We start from the raw sequence: 22,807 nt of genomic DNA, 5'->3' as shown, positions 1-22,807 counted from the left end.
CCCGGCCCCCGCCGGACGTTTTTCCACCGCTTTCCACAGCGAAAGGCCCGGGACGTGATCGGACTGCCGCGACCGCCGCGGACATCACCGCACGACGGGAATGAAACAGGACTGCTTCATTGATGAGCAAGAAAGTGTTCATTCCTCGTCATGGTGTTCTCGTGGCGCCCTTGCCAGAATTGGGCCCGTTGATCGCAGCCCCCGATTCCCGGGTTCGGCCTGCGACTTCTAGACATGTATAAGGCCCCGTCTGATTCGAACATTGCTACGGGTAATTGGAAACAGCAAGGAAAATATTTTCGTGACTACGGTGAAAAGAATTATGGCGGTGGCCGCACTGGCATCGGTATGCGCGGTTGGCTCGGCCGGTGCGGCGAGTGCCGACACCACCGTCGCACCCATGGCCAACCCGAGCGAATGCCGCTACGAAACGATGGGCGATTGGGGGGGACGCGCCCTGTGCAAGAAGTCGAACGGAGGATCGTTCCGGGCCATCGTCGCGTGCAAGAGCGCGACCACCGGCAAGATCCAATATTTCTATGGGCCATGGGCGAAAACCGGTACTTCCACCGCGTATTGCAGCGGTGACACGAGGGCTCTCTTCGCGGGTGTGGGCCTGTCCCCGACGGTCAGGACCTGAGGCGTTCGGTAAGGAAGCAGGAGGGGGAGAAAATATGAGGAAGTCGTTGTTCTCGCTGGTGGCCGGGGCCGCACTGGTGGCAGGAACCTTCGCGGGCCCTTCGTCCGCGGCCGCTGCTGACGAGGTGGGGGCGGCCGCGACGTGGCCGCAGAACTGTACTTATAAGCAGCACAAGAACCAGTACGGGTCGGTGGGGACCAGAGCCAACTGCAAATCGGGGGGCGGACAGTACCGAGCCGCGGTGATCTGCACCCCCATCAAGGGCGGGGTCGGCGTCACCCGACTCGCTCCCGTGTGGAGAAAACCCGGTAGCGGATACTCGTACGTGTACTGCCCACCGGAGACCGTCTATTCCAGCTCCGGAGTCGAGAAGCGGGCGGGCTGATTCCGGCCGGGCCCCTCGCGTCGATCCCGGTGCGACCGTGGCCGTCCTCCATCCGAAGGAGGACGGCCACGGCCCAGCGGCGAGGTCGAGAGGCGTTCACGGGTGGTTGTATCACTACGATCGCCACCGGTTCCGCACCGCGAGCAGCGGCCCTCCCACCACTCGCGCACCAGACCGCCCAGGCCGCTACGCCTGGAGTAGAACCGGCCAGTAGCTCCCGAACGCCTGCCCGACGGCCGCCGCGATGGCCAGGCCCCACACGGTGAGCACGACCGTGTGGTTGCGCGCCAGCACACCCGCGACGCCCGCCAACCGGCGCGGAACCGTGATCGCGCCGGTGCGCAGGTTGTGCAGCGTGGTGTACCAGAAGACCGGGATCGTCACCGCCCACACCACCACGCAGTACGGGCACAGCGCACCGATGCGGTACAGGCTCTGGAAGACGAGCCAGTGCACGAAGACGACCCCGAGGACTGTCCCCGCCTGAAGACCCAGCCAGAACCAGCGCCCGAACGACGCCCCGGCCAGCAGGGCCGCGCCCACCGTCACCACGACCGCGAAGCCGGCGATGCCGACCACCGGGTTGGGGACGCCGAACGCCGACGCCTGCGGGGTGCCCATCACCGCTCCGCAGGACAGCACCGGGTTGATGCTGCACGTGGGAACGTAGTCGGCGTTCTCCAGGACGCGGACCTTCTCCACCATCAGCGCCGCGGCGGCCGTGAGCCCGATCATGCCGCCGAGGGTCAGCAGCCAGGGCAGCGCCCGGCTCAGGACGGGCACGTCCGCGCCGGGCGGTGGGCGCAGGGCGGCACCGGGACCCGTCACGACCCCAGCTCCGTGTCGATCATCGACGACAACGCCTGGTAGCCGGGCATCGGCTGGGTCTGGCGGCCGTTGACGTAGATGGTGGGCGTGCCCCGCACCCCCAGGGCGACACCGTCGTCGAAGTCGGCCTGCACGCGTGCCAGGGTGGCGGGGGAGCCCATGGTCGCGGTGAACCGCGGCACGTCCAGGCCCAGTTCCTCGGCGAAGCCCGCGAACACGTCGTCCTTGGCGTCCCGGGACTCCCCCCACTCGCCCTGGGTCTCGTACATCTTGATGTACATCTCCTCCAGCGCGTCCTGCTCGGCGGCGGCCTCCACCGCGGCGGCCGCGGGCACCGCGTTGGTGTGCCCGGGCATCGGGAAGTAGCGGATGACCAGGTTGATCCGGCCCTCGTAGTCGGCGCGCAGCCGTTCCATGACGGGGAACTGGGCGCGGCACGCCTCGCATTCGAAGTCGAGGAATTCCACCACCGTGACCTCGGCGTCGGCGGAGCGGGTCAGGTAGTGGCTGTCGTCGCGCACGAGGAGGTCCTCGGGGGCGGGCGCAGCGGAGGATTCGCCGTCGCCGGTGGGGGCGTCGGCGGGGGTGTCGACGGTGGCGGCGAACAGCCCCAGGGAGACGACCGCTCCGAGGAGCAGCACGAACGTGATGGCGAGATTTCGGGTCATTGGCACATCCAGGTCGGATACGGCCTGCGCATGGGCGGCCGGAAGGGCATCCGCGACCCGGCACGGTGCGCGGGGGCGGCTGCCCTTGGGGAAAAGGGGGCGACGTCGGCGGATCGGGTGGAACCGGTCCGCGCGGGGGCGGCCTAGACCCGCAGCACGCCCAGGGCGATGAACGGTAGGAGCGGACGCGGTGCCGCACCGGGGAGGACCCGCCGCCGGGACCGGCGCAGCCGGGGCGCGGCGAGCCACACCACCGTGACCACGGCCAGGCCCAGCAACAGCAGCAGTGGGGACGGGCCGGTGCGCTGGTCCACCCCGGCCGCGCTTGGGCACAGGGTGTGTGCGTCGACGTCGACGGGGGCGGCGACAGAGGCGGCGACCGCGACGTCGGCCGGCACGGGAGCCGGCTGGACGGCGGCGTGCGCGGCGGAGGTCAGGCACAGCGCGCACAGCAGGTGCAGCAGGACCAGCAACGACAACAACGCCGCCCGGCCACCGAGCCGGGAGGAGGGCGTCGAGCCGGTGATCCTCACTCAACGAATGTTAGGCACCGCCGCGCGCGACCGTGCGGCGCCCCGGGGTTACCGGGCGGTCGTCGCCGGTGGACCGTGGTGGGATCGCGGTGATCGCGCCCGGGGCTTCGGAGTCTTGGCTTTTTGGCGAACGGGAGTACTGATTGGGGCTTTTGGTGGCTCGTGTTCGTTTCTCGACAAGTGAATGAAAGCAGGGTTACTCGCTGGTAGAGTCCCTGGTCGGCAAGAGTGCTCCCCGCGTATGCGGGGATGGTCCCCCTGGCGATATTGGCCAGTGACTCGACCGCGTGTGCTCCCCGCGCACGCGGGGATGGTCCCCCGGTTGTCCGGCGGCGGGGCGCCTTTCGGGGAGAAAACGGGCTGCCCCGTGTAATGGGGTCTCGAAACACGTTTCTTTGCCCCTCAGGCCCCAGATGGCTTGAATGTCAGGGGCGTTGCCGTGTGGGGGAGTGGTCCCGATTTATGCTCCTGACCAGCAAAGAAGGACACTCTCATCTGAAGAAAGGGGCGTGTTCTTCACCCTTTGCTGTTCTTCCACGGTTCAGGATGGGACCGAGCGCCACGCCGAACCGATCGGAGAGGATGACGGCGATGTACAGCCTCACCCCAACCGAAGAGCTGAATCGGGCGCGGGCGGAGTTCGACGACTACGAGGTGTTCGAGTTGCACGAGACGTCGGGCATTCCAAAGGTGGTCGCGGTGGTCAAGGACGCCTGTCAACGGCCGGGGCTCTCGCCCCTGGTCTGCGCCGCCACCGTCGAGGAATTGTGTGCGCGCCTGCGCGCGCAGGAGACACCGGAGCGGGTGCCCCTCCCTAAGCGCGACCGCACGCGCGCCTACTGGGAGCCCAATCTCCCGGACGAGCATCCACCGGGTAGTTGAGGGCAGAAGGCCGCCCGTTCTCGAAAGCCTTCGGTTATTCGTCGGTTGGCGGTGCGGCCTTCGTTTCCAATCCGACCCGCGAGGATGCCGATTCGAGAGAGTTTTCATCCCGCTTGAGGGAAATGTTCGTTTCTCGACGAGTGAATGAAAAGACGGTTACCCACTGGTAGAGTCCCAGGTCAGTAAGAGTGCTCCCCGCGCACGCGGGGATGGTCCTCCCGGGTCCGATGCGTCACCACTGCCGGACGTGTGCTCCCCGCGTACGCGGGGATGGTCCCGCCTCCCGAGCCCGCTCCCACCGCGTGGCATAGTGCTCCCCGCGCACGCGGGGATGGTCCCCCTTTGGCACCTTGACTGTAAGGCGCTCACCAGTGCTCCCCGCGCACGCGGGGATGGTCCCGCCTGCCGGACGGTCGCTTCACCGTTGTGCAGGTGCTCCCCGCGCACGCGGGGATGGTCCCGGCGGCGGGATGACGCAGCCCTGGGTGGATGTGTGCTCCCCGCGCACGCGGGGATGGTCCCTACGAAGCATTCGCCGTCCCCGGCCTTCTCCAGTGCTCCCCGCGTACGCGGGGATGACCACCCCTCCTATCGCGGGTGCTCTCTGGTCTTTTAGTAGCTCAGGGCAGCTACGAGCCGTGTGGGATGTACTTCAGGTAAGTACAGAGAAGCCCCGCCGGCAACGGCGGGGCTTCGTCTTCGGGGGTTACAACTCGCCTCGGCGCATGGCGTTCAGGAAAGCTGTGGTCTCTCGTGCGGGAAAGGCGATGTGACCGCCTTGCGGATGCTGGGAGTCGCTTATGGCCGCGCCGGAGGGCAGGTTAGCCACCTCGACGCAGTTCTGCGTTATGGAGCCGCTGTAAGAACTCTCGCGAAATCTCGGATGGGATGTCGTCTCAGGCATAAAGCCTCTTCTCCTACGTCAGCAGGTCACGGATCAAGTCCCGGGACTCGTCCACCGGTAGCGCCTCGGTCTGTACATGGTCGTATGCCTGCTGATAGCGCCGGATCTGCTCCGGCTTCTCTAAGTAGACCTCTTCGGACATGACTTCCAAGTACACGACTGGGTGATCGGGCTGTGGAAAGTCCATGATGATGAACCGCCCGGTCGCGGTCGGCACCGATCCGTTAGGCGCGGGTGGTGCAGCGGATCCCCGACTCCCCGCGTTTCGCGGAGGTGGCCTATCGTCACAGCGGGCCTGCCTGCTACGTCGCGCGGAACCGGGTCACCGCCCACGTCGTGGCCGTGTCCGACGTGGAACTGCTCGACCACTGACTGCACGTGTACGAGCCGCCCTCCCCGTTGCGCGGCTACACCCGGAGCCGGAGCCTGCCGGGCGAGTGCCCGGCCGAGTCCCGATGAGGGCCGTGGACACCTCCGTTGAGATCGCCGCCGCACTGGCACGGGTGCGCTGGGACTTCCCGGACTGGGCCGTCACCCAGGACGACCGGTCCGACACGACCTGGAGTGCGCACCGCACAGTACCCCTGACCAGGGCTGAACATCGGGCCGGACGCAGCCGCCGTCTCTGTGCGGAGACCTCGGACGGACTCCTCGTCCGCCTGGGCCGCGAACAACGGGCGCTCGACGAGCATCACATTCACCACCGGGGCCGGTAACCCGCCGGTCCATCCCTACCGGGGCCGCCTTCCGCTGATCGGCACGCGGCCCCTTTCCTCCAGACCCCTACGGGCACGCTGCGTGTGAGTGGTGCGCCCGCCGTGTGTGAACGGATTCTTCCCATGACCTTCGTTTCGACCGGTACCGCCTCCGCTCCGACCCCGCCGCCCGAGACCGGCGCGGATACTCCGCTGACAGAAGTCAACGGCGGCTTGTTGATGAACGCTCAGGTAGCGGCCCTGTTCGGGGTGGACGCCTCCACCGTGGCGCGCTGGGGCAGTCGAGGGCTCATCGCCTATGTGCGCACGCCCGGCGGGGCGCGGCGCTATCCGGCCGAACAGTTCCTGCGTCTCCTGGACCCCGCCCCGGCCGGTTCGCCCGCCCCGGCGGGTGAGGGCGGGCCGTCGTGAGTATCGATGTGTCGCGTGCGCTGTTGGAGCAGCAACGCAACCTGGCCCTGGACGAACCGCACGGCGAGATCCGGGCGTTCTCGCCCTCGGTGGTGCCCGCGCCCATGCAGACCGTCTCCTACGCGCGCCGGGTGCTCGCCTCGTCGGGGCTGCTGCGCGGTGAGCACGTCGAGGAGGCCGTGCGGGTCCGCATGCAGCGCCAGCACCTGTTGCGTGCGGCGGAGCACCCGCGCACCTACGTGGTCACCGAGTCCGCGCTGCGTCGGATGATCGGCGAGGTGGAGGTCATGGCCGAACAGCGTGTGCTGCTGCTGGCGCTGTCCGAACTCGCCCACGTCACGCTGCGCGTGCTGCCCGAGCAGCAGAAGCGGCCGGTCGTGTGGTCGTGCGGGTTCACCATCACCGAGAACGCGACGACGGTGGAGGGAATCCCCTTCCCCATCGCGCTGCCCATCAAGGAGACCCGCCACTACCTCGCCCACTTCCAGGACCTCTTCCACGCGGCGCGGCCCTACGAGCTGTGACGGTGGAGGCGGATGGGTGGCGCGAGCTTGCTGCCGAGGGGAAACCGTCGAGGAGTGCCGGCTGGACACTGTGCCGGTCTGCTTCGTCCTGAGAGGTCACCGCCCTCCCCGGCGATAGGTGGTGAGGGCAATGCGGACGGTTTCTTTCCGCAAGCTCTTCCTTCGTGCTTCTGCGCGCTCTGGTTTCTGGTCTGATAGAACGTGTTGCGCTGGACTGGTTTTCTGTCATGCCCCGTCGAACTCAGGGCTTTTTACCTGGTGGGGCGGTGATCGGTGCCCTTTCGGGGGCGAGTGATCGAGTTGACGAGTACCGTGTTCGACATCGCCAGCAAAAATCTCATAACGGTAACGGCTTGCAAAGTCGCAGGTCATTAACTGTGAGCCCCGCGCACGCGGGGATGGACCGGAGCTCCGCCGCCGGTAGCTGGCAACCGTTCCGTGAGCCCCGCGCACGCGGGGATGGACCTTCCTTTGCAGCAGGGATTGGGGTACCTGATGCGTGAGCCCCGCGCACGCGGGGATGGACCGGGGACCCGCTGGCCGGGGCGCGGTATGAGGTTGTGAGCCCCGCGCACGCGGGGATGGACCGGTGGTTCCGGGTACGGACAGGGATGCGGCGGCGTGAGCCCCGCGCACGCGGGGATGGACCGTACGGGCCCAGTGCTGAGTCGATCCGGGTCCAGTGAGCCCCGCGCACGCGGGGATGGACCGATCAGACGTTGGGTGACCCACCCGTTGGACTTGTGAGCCCCGCGCACGCGGGGATGGACCGTTGCCCGCGGCCAACGGCCCCGGCCTGAACAGGTGAGCCCCGCGCACGCGGGGATGGACCGTCCGAGGAGGTCGGGCTGCACGTCGGGTCCGAGTGAGCCCCGCGCACGCGGGGATGGACCGCAGTTTGGAGCGGAAATTCTGGAGCCGCTGCGGTGAGCCCCGCGCACGCGGGGATGGACCGATCCAGCCGCCAGCGGTGCACGTCGCGGCGCCGTGAGCCCCGCGCACGCGGGGATGGACCGGTCGCGCGACAGATCTTGGCGGCCGCGTCCGGGTGAGCCCCGCGCACGCGGGGATGGACCGTCGGCTTGACCGCAGGCGAGGTCATGGGCCTCGTGAGCCCCGCGCACGCGGGGATGGACCTCCCGCGATCATTTTTTCGCGTTCGGCTGCGCTGTGAGCCCCGCGCACGCGGGGATGACCGGCACGATCCGGCTACGTGACCGCCGAGGCCAGCGGGATCATCCTCGTGTCCCGCTACGACGCCTACCGCGTACATCACCCGATAGCCGAGTGGGGGTGGCCAAATCCGGCCACCCCACTGGCTTTCCCGAGTAAGCATTGAGCACCTGGACTGACGAAACTGGGGTGCGGCTGAACTGGCGATATAGCACGCCTGGGCCTCGGACAACAGCAAAGCCCCTGGTAGGAGCGACGTCGCGATGCGTCACCCTCAGAGCTAGAAGTAGCCGGCTGTTTCAGGGGCTGCATGACATCGCGGAGAACGCGAACTCACTGCTCACGATCATCTTCAGGGCACAGAATCGGGTGTGTCCGGCCCCTGAAGTGTCAGAGCCATCATCCGGGCCGCGCTGCTTCTGCTCCAACCCGAACACGGTCACCCCACCTGGATACTTAACTATCAGGGATTGAATCCGCGGGAAATTTCGCGAATCCGGCTCTTTGTGCTGGGGAGAGAAAAAGTCGGCGCAAGAAGCCTTTCAAGGAAAAATATCAAGGGGGAAGCTGGCTCGGCTGAATAGGTTGCTCCGGCTCCAACGTGGAGCGAAGATGCTGAGGTTCCGGACACGGTTCCCCTCACTTTTCTTTCCCCCGGGCCATCGTCTTTGACGGCAGCGAGCACAGCGACCCCTCCGTCGGGAAAGACAGGCCCCCTGTCGACCCTTAATTTTAAAAAGGACCCCCGATGGCCGTTGTCGGCTCTGGAATCAGGATCGCCTCCGGCGGCGGTCTCCATGCCTCAATAGTCCTCATGACTCCGTTCAGTATTTCCTCTAGCGTCCCGTCGGGGCGTGCTTTTATCACACTCTTCTCGATGTATATCGTCTTGTTGGTGATCACCACCCTTCCCGGAATGCTTGCTTTTCGTATTGAAAACAGGAGCTCGACTGACGCTAGTGCCCCTTCCTTGAAAGCTGCAAAGCGCACCTCATCGGCTATTGTCGGCTTGTCCTATTTTATCCTCCCTGCCACGCTCATGATAACGGAAGGCTTTCAATTTGAAATTGCCAGTTTTTCTGTTTTCTTTTTTCTTCTCGGATTTTCTCTGCATCGGGCCTTTCTTGCGATAACTTTCTCGAAATACATGTGGTCAATATTTTCTCCAATCGCACTACTGCTTCCCGTCGCTTTGATTCTGGTTCGTGTCCAAATTTAATGAAGACAATGAACTCGGAAAAAGTGGGCGGAGGATCACTGCACGGGGCGTAGTGGGTGAGTCCCGCTCAACTCCGATCCGTTGGAGAAAGCAGTGATGGCGTGCCCGGTCCTCATCGGAAGGGACCGGGCACGCCATCACTGGACGGGAACGCTGACCCGTCAGGCGGGGCGCTGTCCGGGGACTGTGCCCGGGGTGTGCGCGGTGCCGGTTCCCGCGCCGAAGTACTGCTTGGCGCCGGTGGAGAACATCAGCCCGGCGACCACCAGCGCGAAGACGATCGCGATGATGTTCATGAAGCCGGGCACGCTGCCGAGCAGCAGGGCCAGCACGACGGTGAGGACGACGTAGGCCACCTGGACGGCGATCGTCGCGTTCCGCGCGACCGGCGCGCCCTTGCCGACCAGGACGGCCAGAACCGCCGAGGCGATTCCGTAGACCACGGCGAGCCCGGCCCCTGCCGCCAGCAGCGCTATCGAAATTCCGGTGCTCTGTTCCGTGAGTTCGCGACTCTGCGGGATCGCGAGTCCGAGGAACGCCAAGCCGCCCGCCACGAGTTGATAGATCGCGATCAGGACCAGCAGGACGAGCGCGGCGGTGACGACCCCGGGCCTGGAACGGCGTTCCATGAGAAGTCCTCTCGATATCAGGGGATGTGTGCAGGGGGACACTTGCCGGGAGACACCGCTCCACACGCCCTGGATAGGGTTTTCCTGAAAGAGGGACGACCACTTTCCGTCACCACAGGTCACCCGCAGTGCTCCCGGAAAAAGTGGCCGGGAGCGGACATTTGCGTTTACCCCGTGTGGTGCACGCCCCGGTTCGCCGTCCGGCGCGGTCGCCCGGTCCACGCCCCCGCTGAACGGAACCTTCTTTTCTAGCGGCCGATCCCGTCCAGTTCGGCGAGATCCTTCGCGGAGAGCCGCAGCTGATACCGGGGAGAAAAAGCGCCGGCTTCCCCCACCTGCGCCCCGCCGGGCGGAGGACGGACCGACGCCGTCGGCCGCCGGAACCCGGGGCCGACGCGTCCGACGTCCGGGGCGCTGTCCACTGTCCCCGGCGTGTGCGAGGATCCCCGGTCATGATCCCCACTGCCGACGTGGTCGGCCGCACCGGCGGGGACGGCGCCATGCCGTTGCTGACCCTCGACGCGTTCTTCGCCGGCGACGACGACGAGGAATACATCGCGCCGAACCGGTGGGGCCACGGCCGCCCACCGTCGGCGGTCCCGGCCGAGCGTTTCCGCGCGATCGAGCGGTGCGCCGACGTCGCGTGGGTGCGGGTCCAGCCGCACCCCGAAACGCTCGCAAGGGGGGAGCTCGCCGGGGAGGCCGTCGCGGTCTGCACGGCGCGGACCGGGGGCGTCGAGCCGGACGGCGTCGTCCGAGGGCTGGTCGACGACTACCGCGACGTCCCGCGGGTGCCCGACGGTGCAACCGTGTGGTCCGTGGTGTGGGACTAGGCAGCCGCGGCGGACGTGCCGCCGGACCGTGCGCAGGGGGCGACCGGCGTCCGCCTTCCAGGCCGCCGGGCCCCTCGCGCCCGCCCCGGCCGGGAGGCCCGCCGCGCCGCGCGTTCCCGGCCGTGGCTGGACCGCCGCCCCGCTCCGCACGGACCCCACGGCCGGGGTTCGCTGCGGTGACGGCCCCTAAGCCCGGTCGGAGCCGTCCGAAGCCGTTCCGAGGAGGCCGGGACCGCTGAACACGCTCCCGCCGGGGGACGGGGACGTGCCGTTCAGGGCGGCGTGCACGGCCACGGCCACCAGTTCGATGCTCTCCACGCCGTGCGCCATCCCGGGGTTCTGGTCGGTGAGGACCGCGATCCGGTACGACCCGGCAGCGGGGCTCTCGAACGCGCCGATGCTGTTGACCCGCCAGACGTCGGTGCCGTCGTAGGGCAGCCACCCGTTCTTCAGGTGGACCCGCGCGTCCTCGGGTGCCCCGGCCGGCACGCCCCAGCGCTGGGATTCGACGACGCCGCCCATGAGGGAACGCGCGTAGGCCCGCTGCTCCTCGCCGAGAACGTCGTTGTCGGAGACGACCAGGTCGAGCAGGCGCAGCTGGTCGGTGGCGGTGATCTTCATCAGGCCGATGAAGTCGTCCGGGTGCAGCACGGTGCCGGACATCCCCGCCAGGTCCAGGAACTCCTGCATCCGCTCCCGGCCGAGCTGGAGGCGCAGCTCCACGGTGGCGTCGTTGTCGGAGACGGTGATCATCTCGGTGGCCAGCGCGTCCTCGCGCGGGGTGAGCGCGCGCCCCTCCTCCTGCGCGGTGCGCAACAGGGTGGCGAGCACGAGGACCTTGCCGACGCTCGCGGCGTCGAAGCCCTTCTGTGCCTGGTAGTCGCAGGTGAGGTCGCCCCCGTAGGCGGTGACCCCGACCGCGAGGTCCCCCGCGCGTTCCTTCGCCACGGCCTCGACCACGGCCGAGAGCAGCGCCGCGGCCTCGGGACGGGTCTCCGACACGCACACCGTGCCCGGTCCCGTCCCCGCCTCGTCGTCGGCGTGCGCCGCGGGTGCGGCGGCCCCGGCCAGCAGGACCGCGCCGGCGCCCGCGCAGGCGGCCTTCCAGGCGATGCGCCCGTCTGGTCGGGAGGTCGTCGTGTCGGTGCGTGTCGTGCCGAAAAGCATTTTCCTTCTTCCCTGTCCGGTTTCCCCGCGCATTCCTCGAACGCGGTTCGCCGATTTCCGTCCACCGTCGGGGCATTTCGAACGGTGACGGGAACGGCAGGGGAATTGCATCATCGCGTCCTTGCGAAACGCTTACGGAATGCTGAAAACGCACGTCGGAGGATGGGAAAGGCGCGTTGCGGTGGCTTGGGGCCGGGTGAGGAAAAGCGCTCCGCTGCCCGGGGGGGGAGTTCCCCCGGCAGGGAAGGCGCGGTGAGCGGCAGGGAGCCGGGAGGGGCAGGGCCGCTCCCCGTCGGAGGCGGCAGTGGGCCCCGATCCCTTGCAGGCAAGGCGATGTGGTGCCCTAGGGTTGTCCCCGCGCGCCGCGCCCCGGTTCCTCGGCCGTTGCCGAACACCCGAGGACGTGACCGGCCGCTTCGCCGGATCCTGAGGAGAGAAAAGCCGTGCCGGAAATCCGATCGGATCGCAGGGCGGGAAGAATCGGTGTGCTGTTCTTCGCCGTCGCATTGGCGGCCCTGCTGGTCGTCCCGCTGTATTCCATGACGATCATCCAGCCGACGCTTTCGGCGGCGGGGGCCGGAAGCGGTTTCCCGGAATACACGGTCTACGTCACCCTGGCCATGCAGCCGGCGATCCCGGTGGGAATGGCCGCGGTCCTCTTCGGCCAGGGAATTCCCGTCGCGGCGGCAGTACTGCTCCTCGTCCCGGTGACCGCGGTCGCGACCGCCGCCCTCCTCGCGATGGGGCTCCGCTGCGCGGCGGGCCTGCGGTGGGCGCGTGCGCTCGGTGCCGCACTCGCAGCCGCCGTCCTCCTCGGGCTCGACCAGGTAATGGTCCCCGCCCTGGTCGACCACGCAGGAGGCACGACGCGGATCGTCTTCACCGCCGACACCCTCACGCTGGTCACCGCCCAGCCCGTCGCCGGGTTCTGGGCCGTCCTCGCCCTGGTGCTGCTGGCCGCCGCCCACAGTGCGGTGCGGATGCTCCGGCGGGGTGGGGAGACGCCCGGAACGCGTCCGGAGACGGCGCGGCCCGCGTGAGCGCGCCGGGGAACGCGAACGGCCCGGCGGCCCCGGCGAACCAGGGACAACCGGGCCGTTCACCGGGGGAGACCCAGTGGTGCGGCGGCTACTTCTTGAGCGCGTCCGCGAACAGCGAGACGGAGTTGTCCAGGAGGTACTCGGTGCCCAGCGTCGAGCCGCTGGAGAACGCGTTGATCAGGTCGGGGTCGTCCATGATGACGAGGCGGCCGTCCTCGGCGGCGGGCAGCGCCTGAAGGATCGGGTCCTCCTTCAGCGTGTCGGCGTCCTCGCCGATGGGGAACATGACCGTCAGGTCGGCGTCGAGCATCTCGACCTGTTCGCCGCTCAGCTCCACGTAGAAGACGCCGTCGGCCAGGTCCGCGACCTCCTGCTTGTACTCGAAGCCCAGCTCCTCCATGAAGTCGGCGCGGCTGTCGCCGGGCACGGAGGCGCCGTACTTGCCGTCGAAGTAGGAGCCGACGACCACGGTCGAGCCCGCGAAGTCGGGGTTGTCCGCGACGACCTGCGCGAACTTCTCCTCCAGCGCGGCGATGATCTCGTCGCCGCGCTCCTTCTCGCCCAGGGCCTGCGAGACCTGGTTCATCTGCTGGCGCCAGGTCGTGCCGTAGGTGACCTCGACGTCGGCCGGCGGGCCGACGACCGGGGCGATCTCCGACATCACCTCGAACTTCTTCTCCTCGTGGTCGGAGCGGGTGTTGAGGATGACGTCGGGGCCGAGGTTGGCCACCGCCTCGGGGCTGACGTCCATGGTGCCCAGCATCTCGGGCTGCTCGTCGAGGAGGTCGGCCGCCCAGGGGCCCACGCCCTTGCCGCCGTACGCCTGCCAGTCGCTGACGCCGACGGGCTGCACGCCCAGGGCGAGCGCGGTCTCCGCGTCGGACCAGCCCAGGGCCACGACGGTGGAGGGCTTGTCGGGGATCTCGACCTCACCGAAGCGGGTGTCGACGGTGACGGGGAAGCCGCTCGCGGCGTCGCCGCCGGCGCTGTCCCCGTCGGTTTCGGCGGGGGAGCCGCAGGCGCTCATCAGGGTCAGGGAGAGCAGTCCGGCCAACAGGACGGGACCGCGCGGGCGAGTGCCCCGGTTCATGGACGACCTCATTCAGCGAAGTTAGCTTAGGTTTACCTAATCGTCAGGATAGTAGCGCATACGTGCGGATAAGCCGCAGGGTGGTGCCGTGTTCCCGGTGTCTCTGGGTGGTCTTCTCGGCGTGGCCCGTGAGGAGGCATGTGGGAGGCTGATCCTGTCGGGTCGGCTTCTCCGGTGGTGCGGGTCGCATGGGGAAATGTGGGGGTTCGCGTGCTTTGTTGTGAAAGGTTCTTTTCTCGACAAGTGAATGAAAGCAGGGTTACTCGCTGGTAGAGTCCCTGGTCGGCAAGAGTGCTCCCCGCGCACGCGGGGATGGTCTAGCGCGCCAGCAGATGGCGCGGTTCATGAGCGAGTGCTCCCCGCGCACGCGGGGATGGTCTCCCCCGCGCCGCACGCGGGGATGGTCCCAGGTACGGAGCGCACCCGTTTGGATGCGCTCCGTGCTCCCCGCGCACGCGGGGATGGTCCCTCGACCGGGCCCACGAACTCGACCAGGGCGCGGTGCTCCCCGCGCACGCGGGGATGGTCCCTCGACCGGGCCCACGAACTCGACCAGGGCGCGGTGCTCCCCGCGCACGCGGGGATGGTCCTAATCCATGACGCCGCGCGTGAGCTTCGAGTTGGTGCTCCCCGCGCACGCGGGGGTGGTCCCTGCAAGGCCCAGCGATCGGGCCGGGGCTCGACGTGCTCCCCGCGCGCGGGGATGATCCCGGGATCGCCTACGGGGCAAGGGAAACGGGGTGGTGCCCCCGTGCGCGCGGGGATGGTCCCCGGTAGCGTGCGGCCGAGAATTTTCCGGTATTGCGCTTCCCGCGCGCGCGAAGACGGCCCCACCTCCTCGAACTCGGCGTGCGGGTGTACGCGATGTTCCCCCGTGCACGCGGGGATGGTCTCGACGGGGCGAGGTATTCGATAGCGTCGGCGGGTGCTCCCCGCGGGCAGTGGGGATGGTCCTTCCGCGACCTCGTCAATCAGCCGTTCCTTCGTGATGCTCCCCGCGCACGCGGGGATAGGCTCCGGGCCGCTGACCAGCCCGGGAAGGACCGGGAGCATCCCCGCGCACACGGGGATGCCCCCGGTCCCGATCAGAAAGCGTCGGCGCATGTCCTCACCCGATCGCCGTGTATCCGGTTTCTCCTCTGTCGGGCTTCCCCGGAGCGGGCGTACGGAGCGGAGCAGGGCGAATACTCCTCGTGCAACCGGTGATCGGTTGTCAAGAGCCACCCGCTTCCTCTGGCCGCATGAGGCCAAGGCGGATTCAGGTGTTTCGGCACGCTTGGCCGTCCCCTGCCACTTGAATGCCTGCATGACCTCCGACGGCTCCTCCTCACCCTGGGGTTACGGGCTTTCCGAAGCGGCCCGTTCCGTGTGGGCCAAACACGAGCGCGACAGCGATGGCTGGCTCCCGCTGTGGCGCCACATGGGCGACAGCGCCGCCGTGGCCGAGCGCCTGTGGGACGAGTGGGTGCCCCGCCGGGTGCGGGAGCTGGTCGCCGACGCGCTGCCCGGAGGCGCCGACGACGCCCGGGCGCTAGCGGTGTGGCTGAGTGCCACCCACGACATCGGCAAGGCCACCCCGGCGTTCGCGTGCCAGGTGGAGGGCCTCGCCGAGCACATGCGCGCCAACGGCCTCGACATGCCGTTGCAGAAACAAATGGCCGACCGCTCGCTCGCCCCGCACGGCCTCGCTGGTCAGCGGCTCCTCCAGCAGTGGCTGATGGAACGCCACGGCTGGCCCAGGGGCGCGACCGCCCAGTTCACGATCGTCGCCGGCGGCCACCACGGGGTGCCGCCCAGTGACGGCGACATCCACGCGCTGAAGACGCACTCCTCCCTGCTGCGCGACCGCGGGACCGCCGACGCCTGGCGCGCGGCGCAGGACGAGCTCCTCGACCGCGCGGCGGACCTCTGCGGAATCCGCGAACGCCTGGCCGGCTGGCAGGGCGCGAAACTACCCCAGCCGGTGCAGGTCCTGCTGACGGCGCTGGTCATCGTCGCCGACTGGATCGCCAGCAACCCCGACCTCTTCCCCTACTTCCCCGACGGGGTCGCGGGGGACCCCGAGCGGGTGGACGCCGCCTGGCACCAGCTGGACCTGCCCCGCCCGTGGGCGCCGCGGGAACCCGTCGAGGACACCGCGGCCCTGTTCGCCGCGCGCTTCGACCTGCCCGCCGGCGCCGCCGTCCGACCGGTGCAGGCGGCTGCCGTGGACTTGGCGCGCTCCATGGCGACGCCCGGCCTGATGATCATCGAGGCGCCCATGGGGGAAGGCAAGACCGAGGCAGCCCTCGCCGTCGCCGAGATCTTCGCCGCCCGCTCCGGGGCGGGCGGCTGCTTCTTCGCCCTGCCCACCATGGCCACCGGCAACGCCATGTTCCCGCGCCTGCTCGACTGGCTGGGCCGTCTGCCCGACGAGCGTGCGGGCACCGGCGCGTACTCGGTGTTCCTCGCGCACTCCAAGGCCGGCCTCAACAAGGACTTCGCCGGCCTGGCCCCCAGGAACCGGTCGCGGGCGCGCACGGCCGACGTGGACCGCGACGGCCCCGACAGCGGTTGGCGGCACCGCGACGACAGCGGCAGGGCCTCGACGGAGCTGGTGGCGCACCACTGGCTGAGCGGACGCAAGAAGGGGATGCTGTCGTCGTTCGTGGCCGGCACCATCGACCAGCTGCTGTTCGCGGGGCTGAAGAGCCGGCACCTGGCGCTGCGGCACCTCGCGGTCGCGGGCAAGGTCGTGGTCATCGACGAGGCGCACGCCTACGACACCTACATGAACTCCTACCTCGACCTGGTGCTGTCGTGGCTGGGCGCCTACGGCGTGCCGGTGGTGGTGCTGTCGGCGACCCTGCCCGCCGCGCGGCGCCGCGAACTGGCGCGGTCCTACGCGGGGGCGAAGAACGGCGCCCAGGGGTTCGCCGAGGTCGAGGCGGCGGGCGAGTACCCGCTGCTGACCGCGGTCGCTCCCGGGCAGGCCCCCCGGCTCGCCCGGCCCGAGGCGTCCGGGCGCGGTACCGAGGTGGTCGTCGAACCCCTCGCGGACGACCTCGACGTGCTGGCCGACCGGCTGGAGCGCGACCTCGCCGACGGCGGCTGCGCGCTGGTCGTGCGCAACACCGTCGCCCGGGTGCACGAGACCGCCGCCCACCTGCGGGCGCGGCTGGGCGAGGACCGGGTGACGGTCATGCACGCCCAGTTCCTGGACCCCGACCGCGCCGAGAACGACGCCGCGCTCCTGGCGGACTTCGGGCCGCCCGGCAAATCCGACGGCACCGCGCGGTCGCACCCGGGGGGCGGGCGCGTCGTGGTGGCCAGCCAGGTCGTCGAGCAGTCCCTGGACGTCGACTTCGACCTCCTCGTCACCGACCTGGCCCCCGTGGACCTCCTGCTACAGCGCATGGGGCGCCTGCACCGCCACCCGCGCGGCGCGGGCCAGAGCGAGCGGCCCGAACGGCTGCGCACCGCCCGCTGCCTGGTCGCGGGCGCGGACTGGACGGCCCAACCCCCCGAACCCGTGCGCGGGTCGGCCACGGTGTACGGACGGCACTCCCTGCTGCGCTGTGCCGCCGTCCTGGAGCCCTTCCTGAGCGGTGCCGGCGACGCCGAGCGCACCGTGGCGCTGCCCGACGCGATCAGCCCGCTGGTGCAGGCCGCCTACGGTCCCGACCCGGTCGGCCCCCCGCAGTGGAAGGACGTGCTCGAACAGGCGCTGAAGTCCCACGACGAGAAACAGGCGGTGCAGCGCGACAAGGCCGAGGCGTTCCTGCTGCGGCCGGTCGGCGCCGACGGCCGCGCCCTTGTGGGCTGGGTCGAGGCGGGCGTCGGCGACGCCGACGACTCCCGCGCGGGCAAGGCCCAGGTCCGCGACACCGGGGAGAGCCTGGAGGTCCTGGTCGTGCAGCGCCGAGCCGACGGCGCGCTTGTCACCGTTCCCTGGCTCGACGGCGACCGCGGCGGGGCGGAGCTGCCCACCGGCGCGGTGCCGCCGCCCGAACTCGCGCGCACCGTCGCCGCCTGCGGGCTGCGGCTGCCCTACCGGCTGACCGTCGACCCCAGAGTCCTCGACACGGCCATCGCCGAACTCGAAGCCGACCGCGTCCAGGCGTGGCAGGCCAAGGAGTCGTACTGGCTGGCCGGCGAACTGGTGCTCGTGCTCGACGAGGACGGCCGTGCCCGCCTGGCCGGCTTCGACCTCCACTACACCCGCTCCGACGGCCTTGAGGTGCGCAGTGCCGACTGAAACCCCCGCCCCCTCCTTCGACCTCGTCCGGATGCCGTGGCTGCCGGTGCAGCGCCTCGACGGATCCGAGACGCAGCTCTCGCTCGCCGACACCCTGGCGCAGGCCCACCGCCTGCGCCGCATCGTCGGCGACGTCCCCACCCAGGAGTTCGCGCTGACGCGCCTCCTGCTGGCGGTCCTGCACGACGCCCTCGACGGGCCGACGGACCCCGACCAGTGGAGCGGGTGGTGGGAGGACGGCTGGCCCGCCGAACAGGTCGACGCCTACCTGGAGCGCTACCGCGACCGCTTCGACCTGCTCCACCCGACGGCGCCGTTCTTCCAGGTCGCGGACCTGAGGACCGCCAAGGGCGAGTACGCGTCGCTGGACCGCATCGTGGCCGACGTCCCCAACGGGGACCGTTTCTTCACCACCCGGGTCCACGGCGCGGTCCGGCTCGGCTTCGCCGAGGCCGCCCGCTGGGTGGTGCACGCGCACGCCTTCGACCCCTCCGGTATCAAGTCCGGCGCGGTCGGCGACCCCCGCGCCAAGGGCGGCAAGGGCTACCCGCTGGGGGTGGGCTGGAGCGGCAACCTCGGCGGCGTCATGGCCGAGGGCGACACCCTGCGCGACACCCTCCTGCTCAACCTGATCGCCGCCGACACCCCCGGCCTGGTCGTCGATGACGACGACGCGCCCGCCTGGGCACGCCCTCCCCTGGAGGCGGGGCCCGCACAGTCCTTCCGGACGCGCCCCACGGGGGTCCGCGCCCTCTACACGTGGCAGACGCGCAGGCTGCGCCTGCACCACGACGCCGAGGGCGTGTACGGGGTCCTGCTCGCCTACGGCGACCCCCTCGTCGCGCGCAACCGGCACAACCGCGAGCCCATGACCGCGTGGCGGCGCAGCCCCGCCCAGGAGAAGAAGCTGGGGGAGGCGCAGGTCTACCTGCCGCGCGAGCACGACCCCGCCCGCAGCGCCTGGCGCGGCCTCGGCGCGCTGGTCGCGGGGCGTGTCCACGGTGCCGCGCAGCGCCAGGAGGCCGCCTCGGTGGTGCGCCCGCGCATCCTGGACTGGATCGCCCGGCTCGTCAACGAGGACCACCTGCCCGAGGACCACCTCATCCGGGCCCGGCTGATCGGCGCGGTCTACGGCACCCAGCAGGCCGTCATCGACGAGATCGTCGACGACGCCGTGGCCATGCCGGTCGTCCTGCTGCACGAGGGCCGGGCCGACCTGGGGGAGGCCGCGATCGGTGCCGTCGTCGACGCGGAGAAGGCCGTCACCGCCCTGGGGGACCTCGCCACCGGCCTGGCCGAGGCCGCCGGAGCGGACACCGAGGGGCCCCGCGACACCGCCCGCGACCTCGGCTTCGGTGCCCTCGACGGTCCTTTCCGCGACTGGCTGCGCACCCTGGCACCCGGCGGCGACCCCGACGAACGGCGGGCCCGATGGCAGCGCGAGGCCCGGCGCGTCGTCACCCGCATCGGAGCCGACCTGGTCGCCCAGGCCGGGGAGGCCGCCTGGACCGGACGGGTCGTCCAAGGAAGGAACGGCGCCGTCTGGCTCACCGCCGCCAGCGCGGACCTGCGTTTCCGCGCCGAACTGAAGAAGCAGCTCTCCTTGTCCGCCGCCGAGCCCACCCTTGAGGCACGCCCATGACCACGACCAGCACGCCCGACCGCACGCCCGCTCTCGGCCCGACCGGGACCTTCGTCGAAGCCCGGATCAAACCGCTCCAGTACGGCTACCTCCAGGACCATCCCGACGCCGTGCGGACCCTGGCCCAGCTGCGCCGGGGCGCCGGCAGGCTCGCCCACGAGGTCCCCGAGCTGTGGGGGGTCGCCTTCGACGACGGCCTCTACACCCGGGGCCTCTCCGGTGAGGAGGAGACCGGCTACGCCGAGAACGCCGCGCACGCCGCCCTCACCCTGTACGCCACCCACCAGCAGTCGCGCCGCGACACGCGCATGCACCTCCCGGGGCGCGGACTCGGTGGCGCCGTGCGCCGCCTCATGCCGCCCGGCGACATCGACGAGCCCCTGCGCCGGCGCTTCGTCCAGGCCGGCAGCGCCACCACCATGAGCACCCGCCTCTACCGCCTGCGCGAGATCGTCACCCTGCTGCGCCGCGAGTCCGTTCCGCTGGACTACGCGCTGCTGGCCGACCAGCTCCACCGGGCGCAGCGGCCCGGCGGGATGGCGAAGGTCCGCGCCGAGTGGGGCCGCGGCTTCCACGCCCACCGCACCAGGACCGCCCCCGGCACCGAGCCCGCCCCGACCACCGACACGACCACCGACAAGGACGACCAGTGACCCGCACCATCCTCGACATCCACGTCCTGCAGACCGTTCCGCCCAGCAACATCAACCGCGACGACACCGGCGCGCCCAAGACCGCCGTGTACGGCGGGGTGCGCCGGGCCCGGGTGTCCAGCCAGGCGTGGAAGCGCGCCACGCGCCGCGCCTTCGAGTCCATCCTCGACCCCCAGGACCTGGGCGTGCGCACCAAGAAGGTCGCCGAGGTCCTGGCCGAGCGCATCACCCGGCTCGACCCCTCCATCGAGCAGCGCGCCGCCTGGAACCTGGCCGCCGAGACCGTGAACGTGGCCACCGGGACCAAGGTCGAGCCGCCCAAACGCAAGGTGGAGGCCGCGAAGAAGAGCGGAGAGGACGCGCCCGCACCCGAATCCGCCTACCTGGTGTTCCTCAGTTCCCGCCAGCTCGACGGCCTCGCCGGGCTCGCCGTCGAGGGCCGCGACGACATCAAGGCGTTCTTGAAGGACAAGGACAACAAGGCGCGCGCCAAGAGCATCGCCGACACCCGCCACTCCGTGGACATCGCCCTGTTCGGGCGCATGGTCGCCGACGGCGCCGACATCAACGTCGACGCGGCCGCCCAGGTGGCCCACGCCATCAGCGTGCACGCCGTCGAGAACGAGTCCGACTACTACACGGCCGTCGACGACCGCAACACCGACGCCGAACCGGGCGCCGGCATGATCGGCACCGTGGAGTTCAACTCCTCGACCCTCTACCGCTACGCCGCGCTCGACGTCGACCTGCTGGGCCGCAACCTCGGCGAGGGACTGCGCGAGGACGAACCCGTAGCCGAGCCGCTGCGCCGCGCCGTCGAGGCGTTCGTGCGCGGCTTCGTGGAGTCGCTGCCCACCGGCAAGCTCAACACGTTCGGCAACCACACCCTGCCCGACGCGGTCATCGTCAAGCTGCGCGCCTCCCGCCCCATCAGCTTCGTCGGCGCCTTCGAGAGGCCGGTCGTCGCCGAGGGGCAACACGGGCAGGTGCGCCTGGCCAGCGAGTGCCTCGCCGAGTACGTCCCCGACGTCGAGCGCGTCTACGGCGCCGACGACTCCGACACCTGGGTGCTGCGGGTCGGGGAGGCCACCAAGAAACTGGCCGGCCTGGGCACCGAGGTGTCGCTGAGCGGCATGGTCGAGGCCGTCGGCGCGGCCGTGGCCCAGCGGCACGCCTCCGCCCGATGAGCGGCGTCCTCGCCCTGCGGTTGGCCGGCCCCCTCCAGTCGTGGGGGGCCGCCTCCCGGTTCGCCCGGCGCTTCACCGAGCACGCGCCCACCAAGAGCGGCGTCCTCGGGCTGTTGGCCGCAGCCCAGGGCCGCGACCGTGCCGCCGACCTCTCCGACCTGACGGCGCTGCGCTTCGGCGTGCGCGTGGACCAGCGCGGCACCCGCATCCGCGACTACCAGACCGCCACCCACTTCGTCACCGGCAAGTCCATGCCGGTGTCGGAGCGCTTCTACCTCGCCGACGCGGTGTTCGTCGCGGCCGTCGAGGGCGACGCGGCCCTCGTCGAGGACCTGCACCGCGCGGTCCGCGCCCCGGTCTACCTGCCCTACCTCGGGCGCCGCTCCTGCCCGCCCTCGCGTCCCCTGGACATCGGCCTCTACCCCGACAGCACGGTCGAGCGGGTGCTGGGCGACGTGGAGTGGCAGGCCGCCGAGTGGCACCGAAGGAGCAGCCGTAAGGAACAGAGCATCCCCTTGGACACCCTCGTGGACGCCGCACCCGGCGACGAACGGGTGGACAGCCTGCGCGACCTCCCCCTCAGCTTCGACCCGCTGCACCGCCGCTACGCGCTGCGCGGTGTGCGCCCCGGGACGGTCGAGCTGCCCAACCCTGAGGCCCGGGCCGCGACCGTCCCCGACCACAATCCGACCGCTGTCTTTCCCGGAGGCGACTGATGCACCTCACCCGCTTTCGCCTCAACACCCTCCGCCAGGGCGCGCGCCGGCTGCTGTCCTCCCCCCAAGCCATGCATGCCGCCGTCATGGGGTCCTTCGCCGCGATACTGCCCAGCGACACCGACGCGCCCCGCGTGCTGTGGCGCGTCGACCGCAACGCCAGGGCCGAGGTGTTCCTCTACGTCGTCGGCCCCGACCGGCCCGACCTCACCCACCTGGTCGAACAGGCCGGCTGGCCGACCTCCTCCGAACCGGGGTGGGACACCCACGACTACGCGCCGTTCCTGTCCCGGCTGGCCAAGGGCGACACCTGGGCCTTCCGGCTCACCGCCAACCCCGTGCACAGCATCCGCCGCGCCGACGGCGAACCCACCAAGCGCACCGCGCACGTCACCCCCCGCCACCAGATGGGCTGGCTGCTGCAACGCCAGGACACGTCGGGTTTCCGGGTGGTGGAGAAGCCGGCGCACGCGCGCCGGCTGCCCGAGGGCGACGAGTATGAGCTGATCGTGCACGACCGGCGCAGCGCGGCCTTCGGCAAGACCGAGCGGCAGACGGGGCGCAGGAACCGCGTCCCCCTGACCACCGCCACCTTCGACGGACGCCTGGAGGTCACCGACCCCGACGCGCTGCGCACCGTCCTCACCACCGGGCTCGGGCGCGCCAAGGCGTACGGGTGCGGGCTGATGACCCTGGCGCCGGTTGCCTGAACTGTCGACCGTCGGCAAGA

At 70.1% G+C, this 22,807-nt stretch carries 24 protein-coding genes and 3 CRISPR repeat arrays; of the genes, 16 read left to right on the top strand and 8 right to left on the bottom strand.

Annotated elements, in window-relative coordinates:
• Positions 1-301: 301 nt before the first annotated feature.
• Together QSJ59_RS21265 and QSJ59_RS21260 are read left to right on the top strand one after the other, a co-directional pair.
• A complete protein-coding gene (locus QSJ59_RS21265) occupies positions 302-640 on the top strand; it encodes a hypothetical protein (protein WP_285761499.1) in 339 nt (112 codons plus the stop codon).
• A gap of 34 nt (positions 641-674) precedes the next feature.
• On the top strand, positions 675-1,025 hold the full coding sequence (locus tag QSJ59_RS21260) for a hypothetical protein (RefSeq protein WP_285761498.1): 351 nt from the start codon (positions 675-677) through the stop codon (positions 1,023-1,025).
• Between the two features lie 186 nt (positions 1,026-1,211).
• Here QSJ59_RS21260 and QSJ59_RS21255 read toward each other — a convergent pair whose 3' ends face one another.
• The 3 genes from QSJ59_RS21255 to QSJ59_RS21245 form a co-directional block, all read right to left on the bottom strand.
• The gene (locus QSJ59_RS21255; RefSeq protein ID WP_285761497.1) at positions 1,212-1,853 is read right to left on the bottom strand and encodes a vitamin K epoxide reductase family protein; all 642 of its coding nucleotides are present in this window, start codon (positions 1,851-1,853) and stop codon (positions 1,212-1,214) included.
• The gene (locus QSJ59_RS21250; protein WP_285761496.1) at positions 1,850-2,521 is read right to left on the bottom strand and encodes a DsbA family protein; all 672 of its coding nucleotides are present in this window, start codon (positions 2,519-2,521) and stop codon (positions 1,850-1,852) included. The genes QSJ59_RS21255 and QSJ59_RS21250 overlap by 4 nt, the downstream gene beginning before the upstream one ends.
• A gap of 143 nt (positions 2,522-2,664) precedes the next feature.
• The gene (locus tag QSJ59_RS21245; RefSeq protein ID WP_285761495.1) at positions 2,665-3,054 is read right to left on the bottom strand and encodes a hypothetical protein; all 390 of its coding nucleotides are present in this window, start codon (positions 3,052-3,054) and stop codon (positions 2,665-2,667) included.
• 591 nt (positions 3,055-3,645) lie between these two features.
• Here QSJ59_RS21245 and QSJ59_RS21240 point away from each other — a divergent pair.
• Entirely contained in the window at positions 3,646-3,936 is a 291-nt protein-coding gene (locus QSJ59_RS21240) for a hypothetical protein (protein ID WP_285761494.1), read from the top strand.
• 188 nt (positions 3,937-4,124) lie between these two features.
• Positions 4,125-4,519: a CRISPR direct-repeat array (repeat unit 29 nt; unit sequence GTGCTCCCCGCGCACGCGGGGATGGTCCC).
• 123 nt (positions 4,520-4,642) lie between these two features.
• On the opposite strand, the gene QSJ59_RS21235 is transcribed toward QSJ59_RS21240, so the two are convergent.
• Both QSJ59_RS21235 and QSJ59_RS21230 read right to left on the bottom strand, forming a co-directional pair.
• Entirely contained in the window at positions 4,643-4,840 is a 198-nt protein-coding gene (locus QSJ59_RS21235) for a DUF397 domain-containing protein (RefSeq protein WP_285761493.1), read from the bottom strand.
• 13 nt (positions 4,841-4,853) lie between these two features.
• On the bottom strand, positions 4,854-5,057 hold the full coding sequence (locus QSJ59_RS21230; protein ID WP_285761492.1) for a Scr1 family TA system antitoxin-like transcriptional regulator: 204 nt from the start codon (positions 5,055-5,057) through the stop codon (positions 4,854-4,856).
• A 20-nt stretch (positions 5,058-5,077) separates the two neighbouring features.
• On the opposite strand from QSJ59_RS21230, the gene QSJ59_RS21225 reads away from it, so the two are divergent.
• From QSJ59_RS21225 to QSJ59_RS21205, 5 genes are all read left to right on the top strand, one after another.
• Positions 5,078-5,212 (top strand): hypothetical protein, encoded by a 135-nt coding sequence (locus tag QSJ59_RS21225; RefSeq protein WP_285761491.1) that lies wholly within the window; start codon positions 5,078-5,080, stop codon positions 5,210-5,212.
• A gap of 92 nt (positions 5,213-5,304) precedes the next feature.
• Positions 5,305-5,556 (top strand): hypothetical protein, encoded by a 252-nt coding sequence (locus QSJ59_RS21220; RefSeq protein WP_285761490.1) that lies wholly within the window; start codon positions 5,305-5,307, stop codon positions 5,554-5,556.
• A gap of 123 nt (positions 5,557-5,679) precedes the next feature.
• A complete protein-coding gene (locus QSJ59_RS21215; RefSeq protein WP_349497227.1) occupies positions 5,680-5,967 on the top strand; it encodes a MerR family DNA-binding transcriptional regulator in 288 nt (95 codons plus the stop codon).
• A complete protein-coding gene (locus QSJ59_RS21210) occupies positions 5,964-6,491 on the top strand; it encodes a DUF5753 domain-containing protein (protein WP_285761489.1) in 528 nt (175 codons plus the stop codon). Before QSJ59_RS21215 ends, QSJ59_RS21210 begins: the two co-directional genes overlap by 4 nt.
• Positions 6,492-6,868: 377 nt before the next feature.
• A CRISPR array of direct repeats spans positions 6,869-7,690; the repeat unit is 29 nt; unit sequence GTGAGCCCCGCGCACGCGGGGATGGACCG.
• Positions 7,691-8,412: 722 nt separating this feature from the next.
• On the top strand, positions 8,413-8,883 hold the full coding sequence (locus QSJ59_RS21205) for a hypothetical protein (protein ID WP_285761488.1): 471 nt from the start codon (positions 8,413-8,415) through the stop codon (positions 8,881-8,883).
• A gap of 161 nt (positions 8,884-9,044) precedes the next feature.
• Here QSJ59_RS21205 and QSJ59_RS21200 read toward each other — a convergent pair whose 3' ends face one another.
• Positions 9,045-9,512, bottom strand: a complete 468-nt coding sequence (locus tag QSJ59_RS21200; RefSeq protein ID WP_285761487.1) for a hypothetical protein — start codon at positions 9,510-9,512, stop codon at positions 9,045-9,047.
• 452 nt (positions 9,513-9,964) lie between these two features.
• Here QSJ59_RS21200 and QSJ59_RS21195 point away from each other — a divergent pair, with 452 nt between their 5' ends.
• Positions 9,965-10,345 carry a hypothetical protein gene (locus QSJ59_RS21195; RefSeq protein ID WP_285761486.1) on the top strand — a complete coding sequence of 127 codons (381 nt, stop codon included), beginning with the start codon at positions 9,965-9,967 and terminating at the stop codon, positions 10,343-10,345.
• A 186-nt stretch (positions 10,346-10,531) separates the two neighbouring features.
• Here QSJ59_RS21195 and QSJ59_RS21190 read toward each other — a convergent pair whose 3' ends face one another.
• Positions 10,532-11,512 (bottom strand): serine hydrolase, encoded by a 981-nt coding sequence (locus QSJ59_RS21190; RefSeq protein ID WP_285761485.1) that lies wholly within the window; start codon positions 11,510-11,512, stop codon positions 10,532-10,534.
• A 443-nt stretch (positions 11,513-11,955) separates the two neighbouring features.
• Between QSJ59_RS21190 and QSJ59_RS21185 the strand changes: the two genes are divergently transcribed.
• Positions 11,956-12,552, top strand: a complete 597-nt coding sequence (locus QSJ59_RS21185) for a hypothetical protein (RefSeq protein WP_285761484.1) — start codon at positions 11,956-11,958, stop codon at positions 12,550-12,552.
• 88 nt (positions 12,553-12,640) lie between these two features.
• On the opposite strand, the gene QSJ59_RS21180 is transcribed toward QSJ59_RS21185, so the two are convergent.
• A complete protein-coding gene (locus QSJ59_RS21180; RefSeq protein ID WP_285761483.1) occupies positions 12,641-13,642 on the bottom strand; it encodes an ABC transporter substrate-binding protein in 1,002 nt (333 codons plus the stop codon).
• 289 nt (positions 13,643-13,931) lie between these two features.
• A CRISPR array of direct repeats spans positions 13,932-14,293; the repeat unit is 30 nt; unit sequence GAGTGCTCCCCGCGCACGCGGGGATGGTCT.
• A gap of 655 nt (positions 14,294-14,948) precedes the next feature.
• Between QSJ59_RS21180 and cas3 the strand changes: the two genes are divergently transcribed.
• From cas3 to cas6e, 6 genes are read left to right on the top strand one after another with little or no spacing between them, the layout of a single operon-like run.
• Positions 14,949-17,879, top strand: a complete 2,931-nt coding sequence (cas3, locus tag QSJ59_RS21175) for a CRISPR-associated helicase Cas3' (protein WP_285761482.1) — start codon at positions 14,949-14,951, stop codon at positions 17,877-17,879.
• Positions 17,880-17,910: 31 nt separating this feature from the next.
• Positions 17,911-19,521: a type I-E CRISPR-associated protein Cse1/CasA gene (gene casA / locus QSJ59_RS21170; protein ID WP_285761556.1), complete on the top strand. Its 1,611-nt coding sequence runs from the start codon at positions 17,911-17,913 to the stop codon at positions 19,519-19,521.
• Complete coding sequence (gene casB, locus QSJ59_RS21165) at positions 19,518-20,174, top strand: type I-E CRISPR-associated protein Cse2/CasB (protein WP_285761481.1); 657 nt, start codon at positions 19,518-19,520, stop codon at positions 20,172-20,174. Before casA ends, casB begins: the two co-directional genes overlap by 4 nt.
• Positions 20,171-21,361 carry a type I-E CRISPR-associated protein Cas7/Cse4/CasC gene (cas7e, locus tag QSJ59_RS21160; protein WP_285761480.1) on the top strand — a complete coding sequence of 397 codons (1,191 nt, stop codon included), beginning with the start codon at positions 20,171-20,173 and terminating at the stop codon, positions 21,359-21,361. Before casB ends, cas7e begins: the two co-directional genes overlap by 4 nt.
• Entirely contained in the window at positions 21,358-22,077 is a 720-nt protein-coding gene (gene cas5e / locus QSJ59_RS21155; protein ID WP_285761479.1) for a type I-E CRISPR-associated protein Cas5/CasD, read from the top strand. The genes cas7e and cas5e overlap by 4 nt, the downstream gene beginning before the upstream one ends.
• Positions 22,077-22,787 (top strand): type I-E CRISPR-associated protein Cas6/Cse3/CasE, encoded by a 711-nt coding sequence (gene cas6e, locus QSJ59_RS21150; protein ID WP_285761478.1) that lies wholly within the window; start codon positions 22,077-22,079, stop codon positions 22,785-22,787. Before cas5e ends, cas6e begins: the two co-directional genes overlap by 1 nt.
• Positions 22,788-22,807 lie beyond the last annotated feature (20 nt).

The organism is Nocardiopsis ansamitocini, assembly GCF_030268225.1.
Lineage (GTDB): Bacteria > Actinomycetota > Actinomycetes > Streptosporangiales > Streptosporangiaceae > Nocardiopsis_D > Nocardiopsis_D ansamitocini.
The sequence above is the reverse complement of the archived record's forward strand: the minus strand, read 5'-3'. Positions and strand labels throughout refer to the sequence as shown.